The 14,675-nt window shown below is 61.7% G+C and carries 9 protein-coding genes and 3 rRNA genes; 11 read left to right on the top strand and 1 reads right to left on the bottom strand.

Annotation, left to right across the window (positions count from 1 at the left end; translation table 11 throughout):
- The first annotated feature begins 33 nt into the window (after positions 1–33).
- The 5 genes from tyrS to rrf all read left to right on the top strand — a co-directional run bounded on the left by tyrS (position 34) and on the right by rrf (position 7,369).
- Positions 34–1,347 carry a tyrosine--tRNA ligase gene (tyrS, locus tag WHH00_RS11440; protein WP_406632863.1) on the top strand — a complete coding sequence of 438 codons (1,314 nt, stop codon included), beginning with the start codon at positions 34–36 and terminating at the stop codon, positions 1,345–1,347.
- Positions 1,348–1,420: 73 nt separating this feature from the next.
- Positions 1,421–1,657 (top strand): hypothetical protein, encoded by a 237-nt coding sequence (locus tag WHH00_RS11435; RefSeq protein WP_406632861.1) that lies wholly within the window; start codon positions 1,421–1,423, stop codon positions 1,655–1,657.
- A 206-nt stretch (positions 1,658–1,863) separates the two neighbouring features.
- A 16S ribosomal RNA gene (locus WHH00_RS11430) occupies positions 1,864–3,386 on the top strand.
- A 520-nt stretch (positions 3,387–3,906) separates the two neighbouring features.
- Positions 3,907–7,033: ribosomal RNA gene (locus WHH00_RS11425) — 23S ribosomal RNA — on the top strand.
- A gap of 219 nt (positions 7,034–7,252) precedes the next feature.
- A 5S ribosomal RNA gene (rrf, locus tag WHH00_RS11420) occupies positions 7,253–7,369 on the top strand.
- Together the 16S, 23S and 5S rRNA genes form the textbook arrangement of a ribosomal RNA operon.
- 710 nt (positions 7,370–8,079) lie before the next feature.
- Here rrf and WHH00_RS11415 read toward each other — a convergent pair.
- Positions 8,080–8,898: a hypothetical protein gene (locus tag WHH00_RS11415; protein WP_406632859.1), complete on the bottom strand. Its 819-nt coding sequence runs from the start codon at positions 8,896–8,898 to the stop codon at positions 8,080–8,082.
- 6 nt (positions 8,899–8,904) lie between these two features.
- On the opposite strand from WHH00_RS11415, the gene WHH00_RS11410 reads away from it, so the two are divergent.
- The 6 genes from WHH00_RS11410 to recN are packed head-to-tail and all read left to right on the top strand — an operon-like array spanning position 8,905 to position 14,659.
- Positions 8,905–9,807: a hypothetical protein gene (locus WHH00_RS11410; RefSeq protein WP_406632857.1), complete on the top strand. Its 903-nt coding sequence runs from the start codon at positions 8,905–8,907 to the stop codon at positions 9,805–9,807.
- Positions 9,808–9,810: 3 nt separating this feature from the next.
- Positions 9,811–10,800 (top strand): HAD-IIA family hydrolase, encoded by a 990-nt coding sequence (locus WHH00_RS11405; protein ID WP_406632855.1) that lies wholly within the window; start codon positions 9,811–9,813, stop codon positions 10,798–10,800.
- Positions 10,801–10,809: 9 nt separating this feature from the next.
- Positions 10,810–11,061 (top strand): hypothetical protein, encoded by a 252-nt coding sequence (locus tag WHH00_RS11400; protein WP_406632853.1) that lies wholly within the window; start codon positions 10,810–10,812, stop codon positions 11,059–11,061.
- Positions 11,061–11,876, top strand: a complete 816-nt coding sequence (locus tag WHH00_RS11395) for a TlyA family RNA methyltransferase (RefSeq protein ID WP_406632851.1) — start codon at positions 11,061–11,063, stop codon at positions 11,874–11,876. Before WHH00_RS11400 ends, WHH00_RS11395 begins: the two co-directional genes overlap by 1 nt.
- Positions 11,877–11,889: 13 nt before the next feature.
- Entirely contained in the window at positions 11,890–12,915 is a 1,026-nt protein-coding gene (locus tag WHH00_RS11390; protein ID WP_231456494.1) for an NAD kinase, read from the top strand.
- 4 nt (positions 12,916–12,919) lie between these two features.
- Complete coding sequence (gene recN / locus WHH00_RS11385; protein ID WP_406632849.1) at positions 12,920–14,659, top strand: DNA repair protein RecN; 1,740 nt, start codon at positions 12,920–12,922, stop codon at positions 14,657–14,659.
- The last annotated feature ends 16 nt before the right edge of the window (positions 14,660–14,675 follow it).

The raw sequence follows: 14,675 nt of genomic DNA, 5'->3' as shown, positions 1-14,675 counted from the left end.
TCTGGCACGCCGCCTACTGCTAACTTAGAAGGCGTGCCAGAACTCAACAGCCTCGAATCGCAGCAGAACGACCCCACTTTTGCCAACGTATGGCAGGAGCTGAAATGGCGTGGCCTGGTCCACGTGTCCACCGACGAGGCAGAGCTTGAAAAACTCCTCGCCGGCGGGCCGGTTACGTACTATTGCGGGTTCGATCCCACCGCGCCGAGCCTCCACCTGGGAAACCTGGTTCAGCTGCTCCTCATGCGCCGGCTGCAGCTGGCCGGCCACAAGCCCCTCGGGCTTGTGGGCGGCTCAACCGGCATGATCGGGGACCCGCGTCCCACGGCCGAACGGACCCTGAACACCAAGGACACCGTGGCCGAGTGGGTGGGCTACCTTCAGGCCCAGGTCCGCCGGTTCCTCAGCTTCGAGGGGGACAACGCGGCCCGGATGGTCAACAACCTGGACTGGACGGCGCCGCTGAGCGCCATCGACTTCCTGCGTGAAGTGGGCAAGCACTACCGCGTGGGAACCATGCTCCGCAAGGATGCAGTGGCCTCACGGCTGAGCTCGGATGAGGGCATCAGCTACACCGAATTCAGCTACCAGATCCTCCAGGGCATGGACTACCTGCAGCTGTACCGGGACTACGGCTGCGTGCTGCAGACCGGCGGCTCGGACCAGTGGGGCAACCTCACCAGCGGCACGGAGCTGATCCGCAAGGTGGAGGGCAAGAGCGTCCACGCCCTCGGAACACCACTGATCACCAACGCTGACGGCACGAAATTCGGCAAGAGCGAGGGTAACGCCATCTGGCTGGACGCCGGCATGTGCAGCCCTTATGCCTTCTACCAGTTCTGGGTTAACACCGCGGATGCTGACGTGGTGAACCGGCTGAAGGTCTTCACCTTCCTAAGCAGGGCTGAGATCGAGGAGCTTTCCGTTTCCGTGGCGGAACGGCCGTTCGCCCGTGAAGGCCAGCGGAAGCTTGCCTACGAAGTGACGTCCCTTGTTCACGGTGTGGAAGCCACGGAGAAGGTCATCGCGGCATCCGCCGCGCTTTTCGGGAACGGTGACCTGACCGCCCTGGACAAGCCCACTCTCCAGGCGGCAACCTCGGAGCTGCCCTCCGCCACGGTTCAGGTGGATGAGATGGGGATTGTGGACCTGCTGGTTGCTTCCGGTTTGTCCGACAGCAAGTCAGCGGCCAGGCGCACCGTTGGTGAAGGCGGCGCCTACGTCAACAACGAGAAGGTGTCCGACCCCGAAGCGGTGATTCCAGAGTCCGAACTGCTGCATGGGCAGTACCTGCTTCTGCGCCGGGGAAAGAAGAACCTGGCCACCGTGGAGGTCCTGGTTCCCTAGGTCTTCCGCCGCTCTACATAGCCACCTGCACGCTCCTCCGCAGCCGATTTGCACGGCCGCGGGGGAGCGTGTAATGTTTTCTGAGTCGCCGCCGCTGAAGCGGAAAAATAGCGACCAACCCCCACCAAAAAGTGAAGCAACTTCACCATGTGCGGAAGCGCAAGAAGAAGAATTGCTGCACTTTATGATGGGCGGATTCATTCCACCGAGTGAATTCCGGGAAAACAACCGGATTTGCAAAGTGAAAATGAATGAAATAAGATTGAAACATCGCAGCGAAGAAATACGAAATAAGAATTCATTGAACTGAATTGCTTCGGGAATATTCGAATGTGTCTGTTGTTTGAGAACTCAATAGTGTGCCAAGTTTGTTGATACCAATTGTTTATTGATTGGTTGTTTTGGCCAGGTCCGCCACCCCGTGGTGTGGTCTGGTTTTTACAGCTGGTTTCAAATTTTGCAGTGTGGTGGCCGCGTTTTCCCGTGGTGCCATGTTGTGTTCGTTTTTGTTTTACTTCAACGGAGAGTTTGATCCTGGCTCAGGATGAACGCTGGCGGCGTGCTTAACACATGCAAGTCGAACGATGAAGGGAGCTTGCTCCTGGATTAGTGGCGAACGGGTGAGTAACACGTGAGTAACCTGCCCTTAACTCTGGGATAAGCCTGGGAAACTGGGTCTAATACCGGATATGACTCCTCATCGCATGGTGGGGGGTGGAAAGCTTTTTGTGGTTTTGGATGGACTCGCGGCCTATCAGCTTGTTGGTGAGGTAATGGCTTACCAAGGCGACGACGGGTAGCCGGCCTGAGAGGGTGACCGGCCACACTGGGACTGAGACACGGCCCAGACTCCTACGGGAGGCAGCAGTGGGGAATATTGCACAATGGGCGCAAGCCTGATGCAGCGACGCCGCGTGAGGGATGACGGCCTTCGGGTTGTAAACCTCTTTCAGTAGGGAAGAAGCGAAAGTGACGGTACCTGCAGAAGAAGCGCCGGCTAACTACGTGCCAGCAGCCGCGGTAATACGTAGGGCGCAAGCGTTATCCGGAATTATTGGGCGTAAAGAGCTCGTAGGCGGTTTGTCGCGTCTGCCGTGAAAGTCCGGGGCTCAACTCCGGATCTGCGGTGGGTACGGGCAGACTAGAGTGATGTAGGGGAGACTGGAATTCCTGGTGTAGCGGTGAAATGCGCAGATATCAGGAGGAACACCGATGGCGAAGGCAGGTCTCTGGGCATTAACTGACGCTGAGGAGCGAAAGCATGGGGAGCGAACAGGATTAGATACCCTGGTAGTCCATGCCGTAAACGTTGGGCACTAGGTGTGGGGGACATTCCACGTTTTCCGCGCCGTAGCTAACGCATTAAGTGCCCCGCCTGGGGAGTACGGCCGCAAGGCTAAAACTCAAAGGAATTGACGGGGGCCCGCACAAGCGGCGGAGCATGCGGATTAATTCGATGCAACGCGAAGAACCTTACCAAGGCTTGACATGAACCGGAAATACCTGGAGACAGGTGCCCCGCTTGCGGTCGGTTTACAGGTGGTGCATGGTTGTCGTCAGCTCGTGTCGTGAGATGTTGGGTTAAGTCCCGCAACGAGCGCAACCCTCGTTCTATGTTGCCAGCACGTGATGGTGGGGACTCATAGGAGACTGCCGGGGTCAACTCGGAGGAAGGTGGGGACGACGTCAAATCATCATGCCCCTTATGTCTTGGGCTTCACGCATGCTACAATGGCCGGTACAAAGGGTTGCGATACTGTGAGGTGGAGCTAATCCCAAAAAGCCGGTCTCAGTTCGGATTGGGGTCTGCAACTCGACCCCATGAAGTCGGAGTCGCTAGTAATCGCAGATCAGCAACGCTGCGGTGAATACGTTCCCGGGCCTTGTACACACCGCCCGTCAAGTCACGAAAGTTGGTAACACCCGAAGCCGGTGGCCTAACCCCTTGTGGGAGGGAGCTGTCGAAGGTGGGACTGGCGATTGGGACTAAGTCGTAACAAGGTAGCCGTACCGGAAGGTGCGGCTGGATCACCTCCTTTCTAAGGAGCACCTACAGTTCCCATGTCCTGTGTATGCGGGGTGTGGGGGTTGTCAGGAGTAAAGGCCCGTTGCGCAGACGTTTGTTCTGCGGCGGGTGCTCAAGGGTGGAATATCAACAAATAGGTGCCTGGTGGCACGGACCGGTTGTTAGTACGGATGTTCTCTTTTCCTTTGGGAAGGGCGGGTGTTCAGGAACGCGGCTGGTGCGGGTTGTGGGGTAGTGTTTGGCACACTGTTGGGTCCTGAGGCAACAGGGCCGTGGTTCTTCCCTTTTGGGGAGGGGTGCGGGTTTGTTTGTTTCTGGTTTCCTGGCTGCACCGATCATGCATGTTGTGTGTGTGGGGTGTGTGGTACGGGGTTGTTGTTTGAGAACTACATAGTGGACGCGAGCATCTTTTATAAGAAGCAATTTCCAAGAATATGAACCTGGATCTGTCCGTGGCTTGCTGCACTTTGGTGTGGTTGGTTTGCGGTCCGGTTCCATGGTTTTCTCGAAAATTAGCGTTTTTGATCTTTTGTGGTCAAGTTTTTAAGAGCACACGGTGGATGCCTTGGCATTAGGAGCCGAAGAAGGACGTAGGAATCTGCGATAAGCCTGGGGGAGTCGATAACCGGACTGTGATCCCAGGGTGTCCGAATGGGGAAACCCCGCCAGGGGCGCGAGTTGCCTGGTGACCCGCATCTGAACACATAGGGTGCGTGGAGGGAACGCGGGGAAGTGAAACATCTCAGTACCCGCAGGAAGAGAAAACAATAGTGATTCCGTTAGTAGTGGCGAGCGAACGCGGATCAGGCTAAACCGTTCCATGTGTGATAGCCGGCGGGCGTTGCATGGTCGGGGTTGTGGGACTTTCCATACCAGTTCTGCCGGACTGGTGGGGTGTGATGTGCAGGCATAGGTGAACGGTTTTGAAAGGCCGGCCAGAGAGGGTGTTAGCCCCGTAACCGTAATGTTGTGTACCGCCCGGATGAGTATCCCAAGTAGTACGGGGCCCGAGAAATCCCGTGCGAATCTGTCAGGACCACCTGATAAGCCTAAATACTCCCTAATGACCGATAGCGGACCAGTACCGTGAGGGAAAGGTGAAAAGTACCCCGGGAGGGGAGTGAAACAGTACCTGAAACCGTGTGCTTACAATCCGTCGGAGCCAGTCTGATTCTGGTGACGGCGTGCCTTTTGAAGAATGAGCCTGCGAGTTAGTGTTACGTCGCGAGGTTAACCCGTGTGGGGCAGCCGTAGCGAAAGCGAGTCTGAATAGGGCGTTGCAGTGGCGTGATCTAGACCCGAAGCGAAGTGATCTACCCATGGCCAGGTTGAAGCGACGGTAAGACGTCGTGGAGGACCGAACCCACTTCAGTTGAAAATGGAGGGGATGAGCTGTGGGTAGGGGTGAAAGGCCAATCAAACTTCGTGATAGCTGGTTCTCCCCGAAATGCATTTAGGTGCAGCGTTGCGTGTTTCTTGCTGGAGGTAGAGCTACTGGATGGCTAATGGGCCCTACAAGGTTACTGACGTCAGCCAAACTCCGAATGCCGGTAAGTGAGAGCGCAGCAGTGAGACTGTGGGGGATAAGCTTCATAGTCGAGAGGGAAACAGCCCAGACCACCAACTAAGGCCCCTAAGCGTGTGCTAAGTGGGAAAGGATGTGGAGTTGCGAAGACAACCAGGAGGTTGGCTTAGAAGCAGCCATCCTTAAAAGAGTGCGTAATAGCTCACTGGTCAAGTGATTCCGCGCCGACAATGTAGCGGGGCTCAAGTACACCGCCGAAGTTGTGGCATTCAGATATTAGCTAAGCCCTTGTGGTTCAGGCGTCTGGATGGGTAGGGGAGCGTCGTGTGGGCGGTGAAGTCGCGGTGTAAACCAGCGGTGGAGCCTACACGAGTGAGAATGCAGGCATGAGTAGCGAAAGACGGGTGAGAAACCCGTCCGCCGAATGATCAAGGGTTCCAGGGTCAAGCTAATCTGCCCTGGGTAAGTCGGGACCTAAGGCGAGGCCGACAGGCGTAGTCGATGGACAACGGGTTGATATTCCCGTACCGGCGAAAAACCGCCCATGCTGAACAGGGGATACTAACTGCCCGAGACCTGCCCGATCGCCCTTGTGGTGTGAGGGTTTTGGTGGAGCGCAGGACCTGATCCTGGGAGGCAAGCGTATTAACAGGTGTGACGCAGGAAGGTAGCCAAGCCGGGCGATGGTTGTCCCGGTCTAAGGATGTAGGGCGAACGGTAGGCAAATCCGCTGTTCATGATGCCTGAGATCTGATGGGACCCCCGTTTGGGGGGATTTGGTGATCCTATGCTGCCGAGAAAAGCATCGACGCGAGGTTTTAGCCGCCCGTACCCCAAACCGACACAGGTGATCAGGTAGAGAATACTAAGGCGATCGAGAGAATTATGGTTAAGGAACTCGGCAAAATGCCCCCGTAACTTCGGGAGAAGGGGGGCCCCAACCTTGATGGACACTTGCTGTCCGGAGGGGATCGGGGCCGCAGAGACCAGGGGGAAGCGACTGTTTACTAAAAACACAGGTCCGTGCGAAGTCGCAAGACGATGTATACGGACTGACTCCTGCCCGGTGCTGGAAGGTTAAGAGGACCGGTTAGCCGCAAGGCGAAGCTGAGAATTTAAGCCCCAGTAAACGGCGGTGGTAACTATAACCATCCTAAGGTAGCGAAATTCCTTGTCGGGTAAGTTCCGACCTGCACGAATGGAGTAACGACTTCCCCGCTGTCTCAACCATAAACTCGGCGAAATTGCAGTACGAGTAAAGATGCTCGTTACGCGCAGCAGGACGGAAAGACCCCGAGACCTTTACTATAGTTTGGTATTGGTGTTCGGAGTGGCTTGTGTAGGATAGGTGGGAGACGTTGAAGCCCGGACGCCAGTTCGGGTGGAGTCATCGTTGAAATACCACTCTGGTCACTTTGGACATCTAACTTCGGCCCGTAATCCGGGTCAGGGACAGTGCCTGATGGGTAGTTTAACTGGGGCGGTTGCCTCCTAAAAAGTAACGGAGGCGCCCAAAGGTTCCCTCAGCCTGGTTGGCAATCAGGTGTCGAGTGTAAGTGCACAAGGGAGCTTGACTGTGAGAGAGACATCTCGAGCAGGGACGAAAGTCGGGACTAGTGATCCGGCGGTACATTGTGGAATGGCCGTCGCTCAACGGATAAAAGGTACCTCGGGGATAACAGGCTGATCTTGCCCAAGAGTCCATATCGACGGCATGGTTTGGCACCTCGATGTCGGCTCGTCGCATCCTGGGGCTGGAGTAGGTCCCAAGGGTTGGGCTGTTCGCCCATTAAAGCGGTACGCGAGCTGGGTTTAGAACGTCGTGAGACAGTTCGGTCCCTATCCGCTGCGCGCGCAGGAAATTTGAGAAGGGCTGTCCTTAGTACGAGAGGACCGGGACGGACGAACCTCTGGTGTGTCAGTTGTACTGCCAAGTGCACCGCTGATTAGCTACGTTCGGATGGGATAACCGCTGAAAGCATCTAAGCGGGAAGCTCGCTTCAAGATGAGATTTCCATACACCTTGTGTGTGAGAGGCCCCCAGCCAGACCACTGGGTTGATAGGCCGGATGTGGAAGCGAGGACTAACGACTCGTGAAGCTGACCGGTACTAATAGGCCGATAACTTACACCACACACCCTCTTCCGTGAACGGATTCAAAAGACGTTCACACCAGGAAAGGGTAAGAAGATAACAAGACTGCTTGCGTCCACTATGTGGTTCCCAACCAACAAACCCACCCGTTTGCTGGCAAGGAACCAACAACTACATAACAACACCACAATGTTGTAACCACACAGATTTCCCACACCCGAACGTCCCTTACGGACACACAGGTGGCGGGTAACAGGGTTACGGCGGTCATAGCGTGGGGGAAACGCCCGGTCCCATTCCGAACCCGGAAGCTAAGACCCACAGCGCCGATGGTACTGCACCCGGGAGGGTGTGGGAGAGTAGGTCACCGCCGGACACACATTAACGGTCGAGGCCCCAACCACCATGGTTGGGGCCTCCCACATTTAACACACACACCACAGAAACCACCCCCAAAACCCAACCCCAAAGACCACCCCCCGGACCCACCCCCCGGACGCTCTCTCACCTCATGCCGCTTCCCGGGGGACGCTCTCTCACCTCATGGCGCTTTCCCCCTCGATGCTCTCGCACTTAATGGGGCTTTCACGTGGGATCCTCCCTCACCTCATGGGGCTTTCCCGGGGGGATCCTCTCCCACTCCCTGCCGGCAACAAACCCCCACCACCCACATCGAGTGAGAGAGCATCCGGGGAAACCCGCATCACCTGATAGAGGATCCCGGGAAACCCCGCATCATCTGAGAGAGCGTCCCGCGGAACCCCGCATCGAGTGAGAGGGGGTGTGAATCTTCCCACGATGCGGCCGCCTGGGCTTCGGTCGTGATGCTCTGCGGGATGGCTCCTCTAGAATTGATGAAGATGTACGGACTTCGAAGCGCTTGATTTCGGGTTGCGTAGGAAACGAAACACGGATACGAGCGGCTGCAGTTGCGCCAGTGGTCGGCTCACAACAGGAGGAATCCACATGGCTGAGCACAACGGCGGCAATCGCGGCGGGAATGACCGCGGCGGGTTCCGCGGCAATAACAATTCAGGCGGGGATCCCCGGGGTTTCCGGTCCCGCGCCAGCCGTGACGGCGGCGACTCATCCGGCCGTCCGTCCGGCAGTGGTGAGCGGAAGCCGTTTGGTGACCGTGATCGTAAGCCCTTCAGCGGTGGTGGTGAGCGGAAGCAGTTCGGTGATCGCGATCGTAAGCCGTTCAGCGGCGGTAGTGAGCGTAAGCCGTATGGTGATCGGGATCAGAAGCCTTTTGGTGATCGTTCGCGCCGTGATGGCGAGGGGGACCGTCGCGGTTTCGGTGGTGGTGAGCGGAAGCAGTTCGGTGATCGTGACCGTAAGCCGTTCAGCGGCGGTGGTGAGCGTAAGCCGTATGGTGATCGGGATCAGAAGCCTTTTGGTGATCGTCCGCGTCGTGATGGCGAGGGGGACCGTCGCGGTTTCGGTGGTGGTGAGCGGAAGCAGTTCGGTGATCGCGATCGTAAGCCCTTCAGCGGTGGTGGTGAGCGTAAGCCGTATGGTGACCGTGACCAGAAGCCTTTTGGTGATCGTCCGCGCCGTGACGGAGATGGGGACCGCCGCGGATTCGGCGGGGGAGAAAACCGGAGGCCCTTCGGAGAACGCAGCGAGCGGGCCGGCCGCGGTGACCGCCAGGACCGCGCACCCCGCAGTTTCGATCGTGGACCGGGCCGCGGAGACGCAGGTCCCCGCACCTTCGGCCGGGACCGCCAGGAAGACCGCCCCGTTCGCGAACCCAACGTCCGTGACCTCCGCAGCGCGAACCGTCCGGACCGGGAGAGGTCTCCGCAGATCGATGAGGACGTCACGGGCAAGGAACTCGACCGCGCCACCCAGCACCAGATCAAGACGCTCGAAGCGAAGAGCGCGGAATGGGTTGCCCGCCACTTGGTGATGGCCGGCCGGCTCATTGATGAAGAACCGGAACTCGCCTTCCAGCACGCCCTCGCGGCAAGCCGTCGCGGCGGCAGGCTGGCGGCGGTCCGCGAAGCCGTGGGCCTGACCGCCTACGCAGCCGGCCACTACGGCGAAGCCCTCCGCGAATTCCGCACCTACCGCCGCATCAGTGGCTCCAACGTCCACCTTCCAGTCATGGCCGACTGCGAGCGGGGACTGGGACGCCCTGACCGCGCCCTTGACGTTGCCCGCTCCGAGGAAGCCCAGGACCTGGACGCCCCCGGCAAGGCAGAACTCGCCATTGTGGCAGCAGGGGCCAGAACCGACCTTGGCCAGCTGGACGCTGCGGTAGCCGAACTGGAAATCCCGCAGCTGGACATCAACCGGGCGTTCTCCTACAGCCCCCGGCTGTTCCGTGCGTACGCCGACGCCCTGGCCGGCGTGGGCCGCAACGACGAAGCCGAGAAGTGGCGGAAACAGGCAGTGCTTGCTGAAAAGGCGCTGGGCCAAGGCGTGGATGAAGAACCGGACATCATCGACCTCGGCTGGGACGAGGAGGAAGAGGCGAGGGAGGAAGCAGAGCGCCGCCGTCTCCTCGACCGTGCGTCACAGGCATCCGAGACTGCTCCCAAGGCCGCATCAGCTGAAGGTGCCCCCGCCGCGCAGGCGGCAGAACTGCACGCAGCAGAGGCCAATGCGGAGCTGCAGGACTCTGAACCGCAGGATGCGAGCATCGACGACCAGGAAGCTGACTACTTCGTTTCCGACGACGCCGAGTCTGACGAGGACTCGGTGGAGCAGGACGAACTGGAATCCGCCGGAACGGCCGCAGGCAGCGCCGCCGACGACCATGATGACGCTGCGGAGTACCAGGACCAGCCGGACCGCCGGGAAGACTGAAGAATGGCCGACGTTCCCCTGATTTCCCTGTTCGATGCACTACTGGCGGACCTGGACGGCGTGGTCTACGCCGGTCCGCATGCCATCCCCGGTGCCATTGAATCGTTAAAGCAGCTCGCCGGCATCGGCGTGGGCCTGGGATACGTGACGAACAACGCGTCGCGTTCCCCGGCCCAGGTTGCTGCCCACCTCCGCGAGCTGGGGGCGCCGGCCGAGGACCACCAGGTGGTGAGTTCCTCGCAGGCCGCCGCGGATCTGCTTGCGTCCCTGCTGGCTCCCGGCTCGCGGATCCTCATCACCGGCAGCCCGGCCCTTGCCGCCGAAATCGAACTCGTTGGCCTGGTGCCGGTGTACAGCCAGGACGAGGGCCCGGTGGCGGTTGTCCAGGGCTTCAATCCCGAGATTGGGTGGAAAGACCTGGCCGAAGCCACCTACGTGGTGAACGCCGGCGCACTGTGGGTGGCCACGAACACGGACATGTCCATACCGCAGGCCCGCGGCATCGCCCCCGGAAACGGGACGTTGGTGGCAGCTGTTGCGGCAGCCACGGGCCAGACGCCCCGCGTGGCCGGCAAACCGGAGGCCCCGCTCTTCCACTCAGCAGCCAAACGGCTCGGGGCCGAACGGCCGCTGGTGGTGGGGGACCGGCTGGACACGGACATCCTTGGCGGCAACAACGCCGGCTTCGCCACCGTGGCGGTGCTGACCGGCGTCGACACCCGCCAGACCATCCTGGCCGCCCGGGCCGCCGAACGCCCGGACTACATCATCAGCAACCTGGCGGACCTGCACCGGCCGTACCCGGAAGTGGCGCACCACGACGGCACATACACGTGCGGCGTTGCGACGGCGCGCGTGGCCAACGGTGCGGTGGGCATTATCGGCAGCCAGGACAGCCTGGACTCCTGGCGCGCCGCGTGCGCAGCCTGGTGGGCGGCAACGCCTGACGCCTCCACGCCCCAGGCGCCCGATCTGGTGTGGATGGATCACTAGACTGGTGCAATGACTGAGCTGACCGAACCGGAATCCGCAGCAGCCCAGCCTTCCCCGGACTGGCCCGGCAGCGGGGATGCGGGAGTGACGGATACCGTGGTGGCACAGGCACTGGCGCGGCTTGGCACCCTTCCGCGGATCCCGGTGTCCGACCATGAAAATGTGTACAACGAACTCCACGACGAACTGCTGGCCGCGCTGAACACAGTTCCCAACAACAGCGCGCCCACAGGTGCGGTCCCGACGAACGGTCCCGCCTGATGCCGGTACGCCTCGACCAGGCTTTGGTTGCCCGCGGGCTCGCAAGGTCCCGAACGCACGCAGCCGCCTTGATTGCCGAGGGCAAGGTCAGCTCAGCAGGCCAGGTCCTGGCCAAGGCGTCCCTGCAGGTGGACGAGGACAAGCCCCTGGAGGTCGACCACGACGAACGGGACACTTACGTAAGCCGGGCAGGGCACAAACTGGCCGGCGCGCTTGACGCCTTCCCGGAAGTCCAACCGGAGGGCAAGAGGTGCCTCGACGCCGGCGCCTCCACCGGCGGTTTCACTGACGTCCTGCTTCGGCGCGGGGCCGCGCACGTGGTGGCGGTCGACGTCGGACACGGCCAGCTGGTGCAGCGGCTGCGGGAAGATCCCCGAGTGGAAGTCCACGAGGGACTGAACGTCCGTTACATGTCGCCCGTGGACATCGGGGGCACGGCGGAACTCACCGTTGCCGACCTCTCCTTCATCTCCCTCACCCTGGTGGTCCAGCCGCTGGCGCTGTGCACCGAACCCGGTGGGGACCTGGTGCTGATGGTGAAGCCGCAGTTCGAGATCGGCAAGGACCGGCTGGGACGTACAGGTGTGGTCACTTCCGAGCGGGAACGGCGCCTGGCGGTGGAGAAAGTAGCCAGGGCATCGCTCGACGCCGGGCTGGACCTGTGCGGCCTGGCGGTCAGTCCGTTGCCGGGCCAGGACGGAAACGTTGAATACTTCCTGTGGATAAAGCGCAGGATCAGCCAAGACTTGCCTAAGATCGAAGAGCGGGAGGCAGCGGCTGCTGCCTTGCTCGGACGTATCTGGCCGAACCACTAGAGAGCGGAACCTGATGAGCAGGCGTGTACTGGTCCTCGCCCATACCGGCCGCGAGGACTCGCTGAAGGCCGCGTGGGAAGCGTGCGCCCTCCTGCACGCCTCAGGCATCGTGCCGGTCATGCAGGAATCCGAACTTGCGGACATGGAGCGTTTCTTCGGACACCTGGCCCAGCCCGTGGAGGTCCTCCACGACCACGTCCAGCTCCCGGATGTTGAACTGGTGATGGTCCTGGGCGGGGACGGTACCATCCTGCGCGCCGCCGAGCTGGTCCGGGAAGTGGACGTGCCGCTGCTGGGCGTCAACCTTGGCCATGTGGGCTTCCTGGCCGAAAGCGAGCGGGCGGACCTGGCCCAGACCGTCGAGTGGATCGCCAGCCGCGAGTACACGGTGGAAGAGCGGATGACCATCGATGTCCAGGTGTGGGTCCGCGGCCAGAAGATCTGGCACACCTGGGCGCTGAACGAAGCCGCCATCGAGAAAGCCAACCGCGAACGCATGCTCGAGGTGGTGACCGAAGTGGACGAGCGTCCCCTCACGTCCTTTGGCTGCGACGGCATCGTGCTGGCCACCCCCACCGGATCCACGGCGTACGGCTTTTCGGCCGGCGGCCCTGTGGTCTGGCCCGAGGTGGAGGCACTGGTCATCGTCCCCATCAGTGCCCACGCACTCTTCGCCAAGCCGCTGGTGGTCTCGCCCCGTTCCAGGCTGGCCGTGGAGGTCCTTGGCCGGACGGATGCCCAGGGCGTCCTGTGGTGTGATGGCAGGCGCTCCGTGGATTTGCCGCCGGGTGCCCGGGTTGAGGTCACAAAATCCGCCACGCCCGTGCGGCTCGCCCGCACCCACCAGACGCCGTTTTCGGCCCGGCTGGTCCGCAAGTTCGAGCTGCCGATCCATGGCTGGCGGGGACCGGTACCGAAGGCGGACGCCATCCACACCGGCCCCATACCCATCGTCAGGACACCGCGGCCCATGCCTCCGCTCCAGGTGCCCCAGCCGGACCAGCCCGGCGATGACAACGATCCCACCACCGCAAAGTGAAGCCATGCTTGAAGAACTGAGAATCCGCGATCTTGGCGTCATCACCGACGCAACGCTGCCGCTCGGGCCTGGCTTGAGCGTGGTGACCGGCGAGACCGGTGCCGGCAAGACCATGGTGGTCACCGCCGTCGGTCTCCTCCTGGGGGCGCGGTCCGATGCCGGCGCCGTCAGGAGCGGCGCCAAGAGTGCCACCGCCGAGGCAGTGCTGAAGCTCGACGCCGGCCACCCCGCGATTGCCAGGGCCCTGGAGGCCGGGGCAGAGGCGGAGGAGTTCGACGGCGGCGCGGAGCTGATCCTTGCCCGCCGCCTGGGCTCCGACGGCCGCAGCCGCGCCTTCCTGGGCGGCAGGGCCGCGCCGGTGGGGGTCCTGGCCGAGATCGGCGAGACCCTGGTGGTGGTCCACGGACAGTCGGACCAGATCCGGCTCAAGGGAGCTGCTGCCCAGCGGGGCGCCCTGGACAAGTTTGCCGGCGAAGCACTGGCTGGCCCGCTGGCCGCCTACCAGGACCTCTACAACCACTGGAAGTCCAGCCAGGCCGAGCTGGACACCCTCCGCAGCGCTGCACGCGACAGGCTGCGCGAGGCCGAATCCCTGCAGAGCGCCCTTGCCGAAATAGACGAGGTTGACCCGCAGCCGGGGGAGGATGAAGTCCTCAAGGCGGAAGCGGTGAAGCTGGCCAATGTGGAGGAGCTCCGCATCGCTGCCAGCACGGCCCACCAGGCGCTTATCGCCGAGGACTTCGGTGACGAGGGGGATGCAACCACCCTGGTTGACGCCGCCAAACGGACGCTGGAGCACGTGGCCGAGCACGACGCCGAGCTGGGCTCCGCGGCCGCCCGGCTGGCCGAGGTGGGCTTCCTGCTGAACGACATCGCCACCGAACTGGCCAGCTACCAGGCCGGACTGGACACAGAAGGCCCCGAACGGCTCGCGGAAATTGAGGACCGCCGGGCAGTCCTGGCCAAACTGGTCCGCAAATACGCACCGACCATCGACGAGGTCCTGGTCTGGGCGGAGAACGCCCGCGTGCGGTTTGATGAGTTGCAGGACGACTCCACCCGGATCGAAAAGCTGGACGCGGAAGTGGTCCAGGCAGAAGCGGACCTGAAGAAGCAGGCCGCCGCCATCAGCAAAATCAGGGCCAAGGCTGCGAAGGACCTCTCAGCCCGGGTCAGTGCGGAGCTGAAGGCGCTGGCCATGGCCGATGCCACCCTGGTCATCAACCTCGAACCCGGGGGCCAGTTGGGGCCGCACGGCGCTGACGAGATCAGCTTCCTGCTGCAGCCGCACTCCGGTGCCCCCGCCCGGCCCCTGGGCAAGGGCGCCTCCGGCGGTGAACTCTCCCGCGTCATGCTCGCCATCGAGGTGGTCCTGGCAGCCGTGGATCCCGTTCCAACATTTGTCTTCGATGAGGTGGACGCCGGAGTGGGCGGCCGCGCCGCCGTCGAAATTGGCCGCAGGCTTGCCATGCTGGCCCGTCACGTCCAGGTGCTGGTGGTCACGCACCTGCCTCAGGTGGCCGCCTTCGCGGACCAGCACATCACCGTCACCAAGACCTCCGTCCGGGGGGCCGACGGCGGAACCGCCACCGGGTTCACGTCCAGTGATGTCCGCCTCCTCGACGGTCCGGAAAGGGTCCGCGAACTGGCCCGCATGCTGGCCGGCCAGGAAGACTCCGAGTCGGCGCAGGCCCACGCCCAGGAACTGCTGGACGACGCGAAACTCCTGCCCCAGGGGGCCTGAAGGCTGGTTGGGGGCG

This window comes from Pseudarthrobacter quantipunctorum (assembly GCF_045291495.1).
GTDB lineage: Bacteria > Actinomycetota > Actinomycetes > Actinomycetales > Micrococcaceae > Arthrobacter > Arthrobacter quantipunctorum.
Note: the sequence above shows the minus strand (reverse complement) of the source record. Positions and strands in the feature narration are given on the sequence as shown.

Excerpts from the sequence above, each read along its gene's own strand:
- WHH00_RS11405 (WP_406632855.1), top strand. The coding sequence starts at position 9,811 with ATGGCCGACGTTCCCCTGATTTCCCTGTTCGATGCACTACTGGCGGAC.
- WHH00_RS11435 (WP_406632861.1), top strand. The coding sequence starts at position 1,421 with ATGTTTTCTGAGTCGCCGCCGCTGAAGCGGAAAAATAGCGACCAACCC.
- WHH00_RS11410 (WP_406632857.1), top strand. The coding sequence starts at position 8,905 with ATGGCCGGCCGGCTCATTGATGAAGAACCGGAACTCGCCTTCCAGCAC.
- WHH00_RS11390 (WP_231456494.1), top strand. The coding sequence starts at position 11,890 with ATGAGCAGGCGTGTACTGGTCCTCGCCCATACCGGCCGCGAGGACTCG.
- WHH00_RS11395 (WP_406632851.1), top strand. The coding sequence starts at position 11,061 with ATGCCGGTACGCCTCGACCAGGCTTTGGTTGCCCGCGGGCTCGCAAGG.
- recN (WP_406632849.1), top strand. The coding sequence starts at position 12,920 with ATGCTTGAAGAACTGAGAATCCGCGATCTTGGCGTCATCACCGACGCA.
- WHH00_RS11400 (WP_406632853.1), top strand. The coding sequence starts at position 10,810 with ATGACTGAGCTGACCGAACCGGAATCCGCAGCAGCCCAGCCTTCCCCG.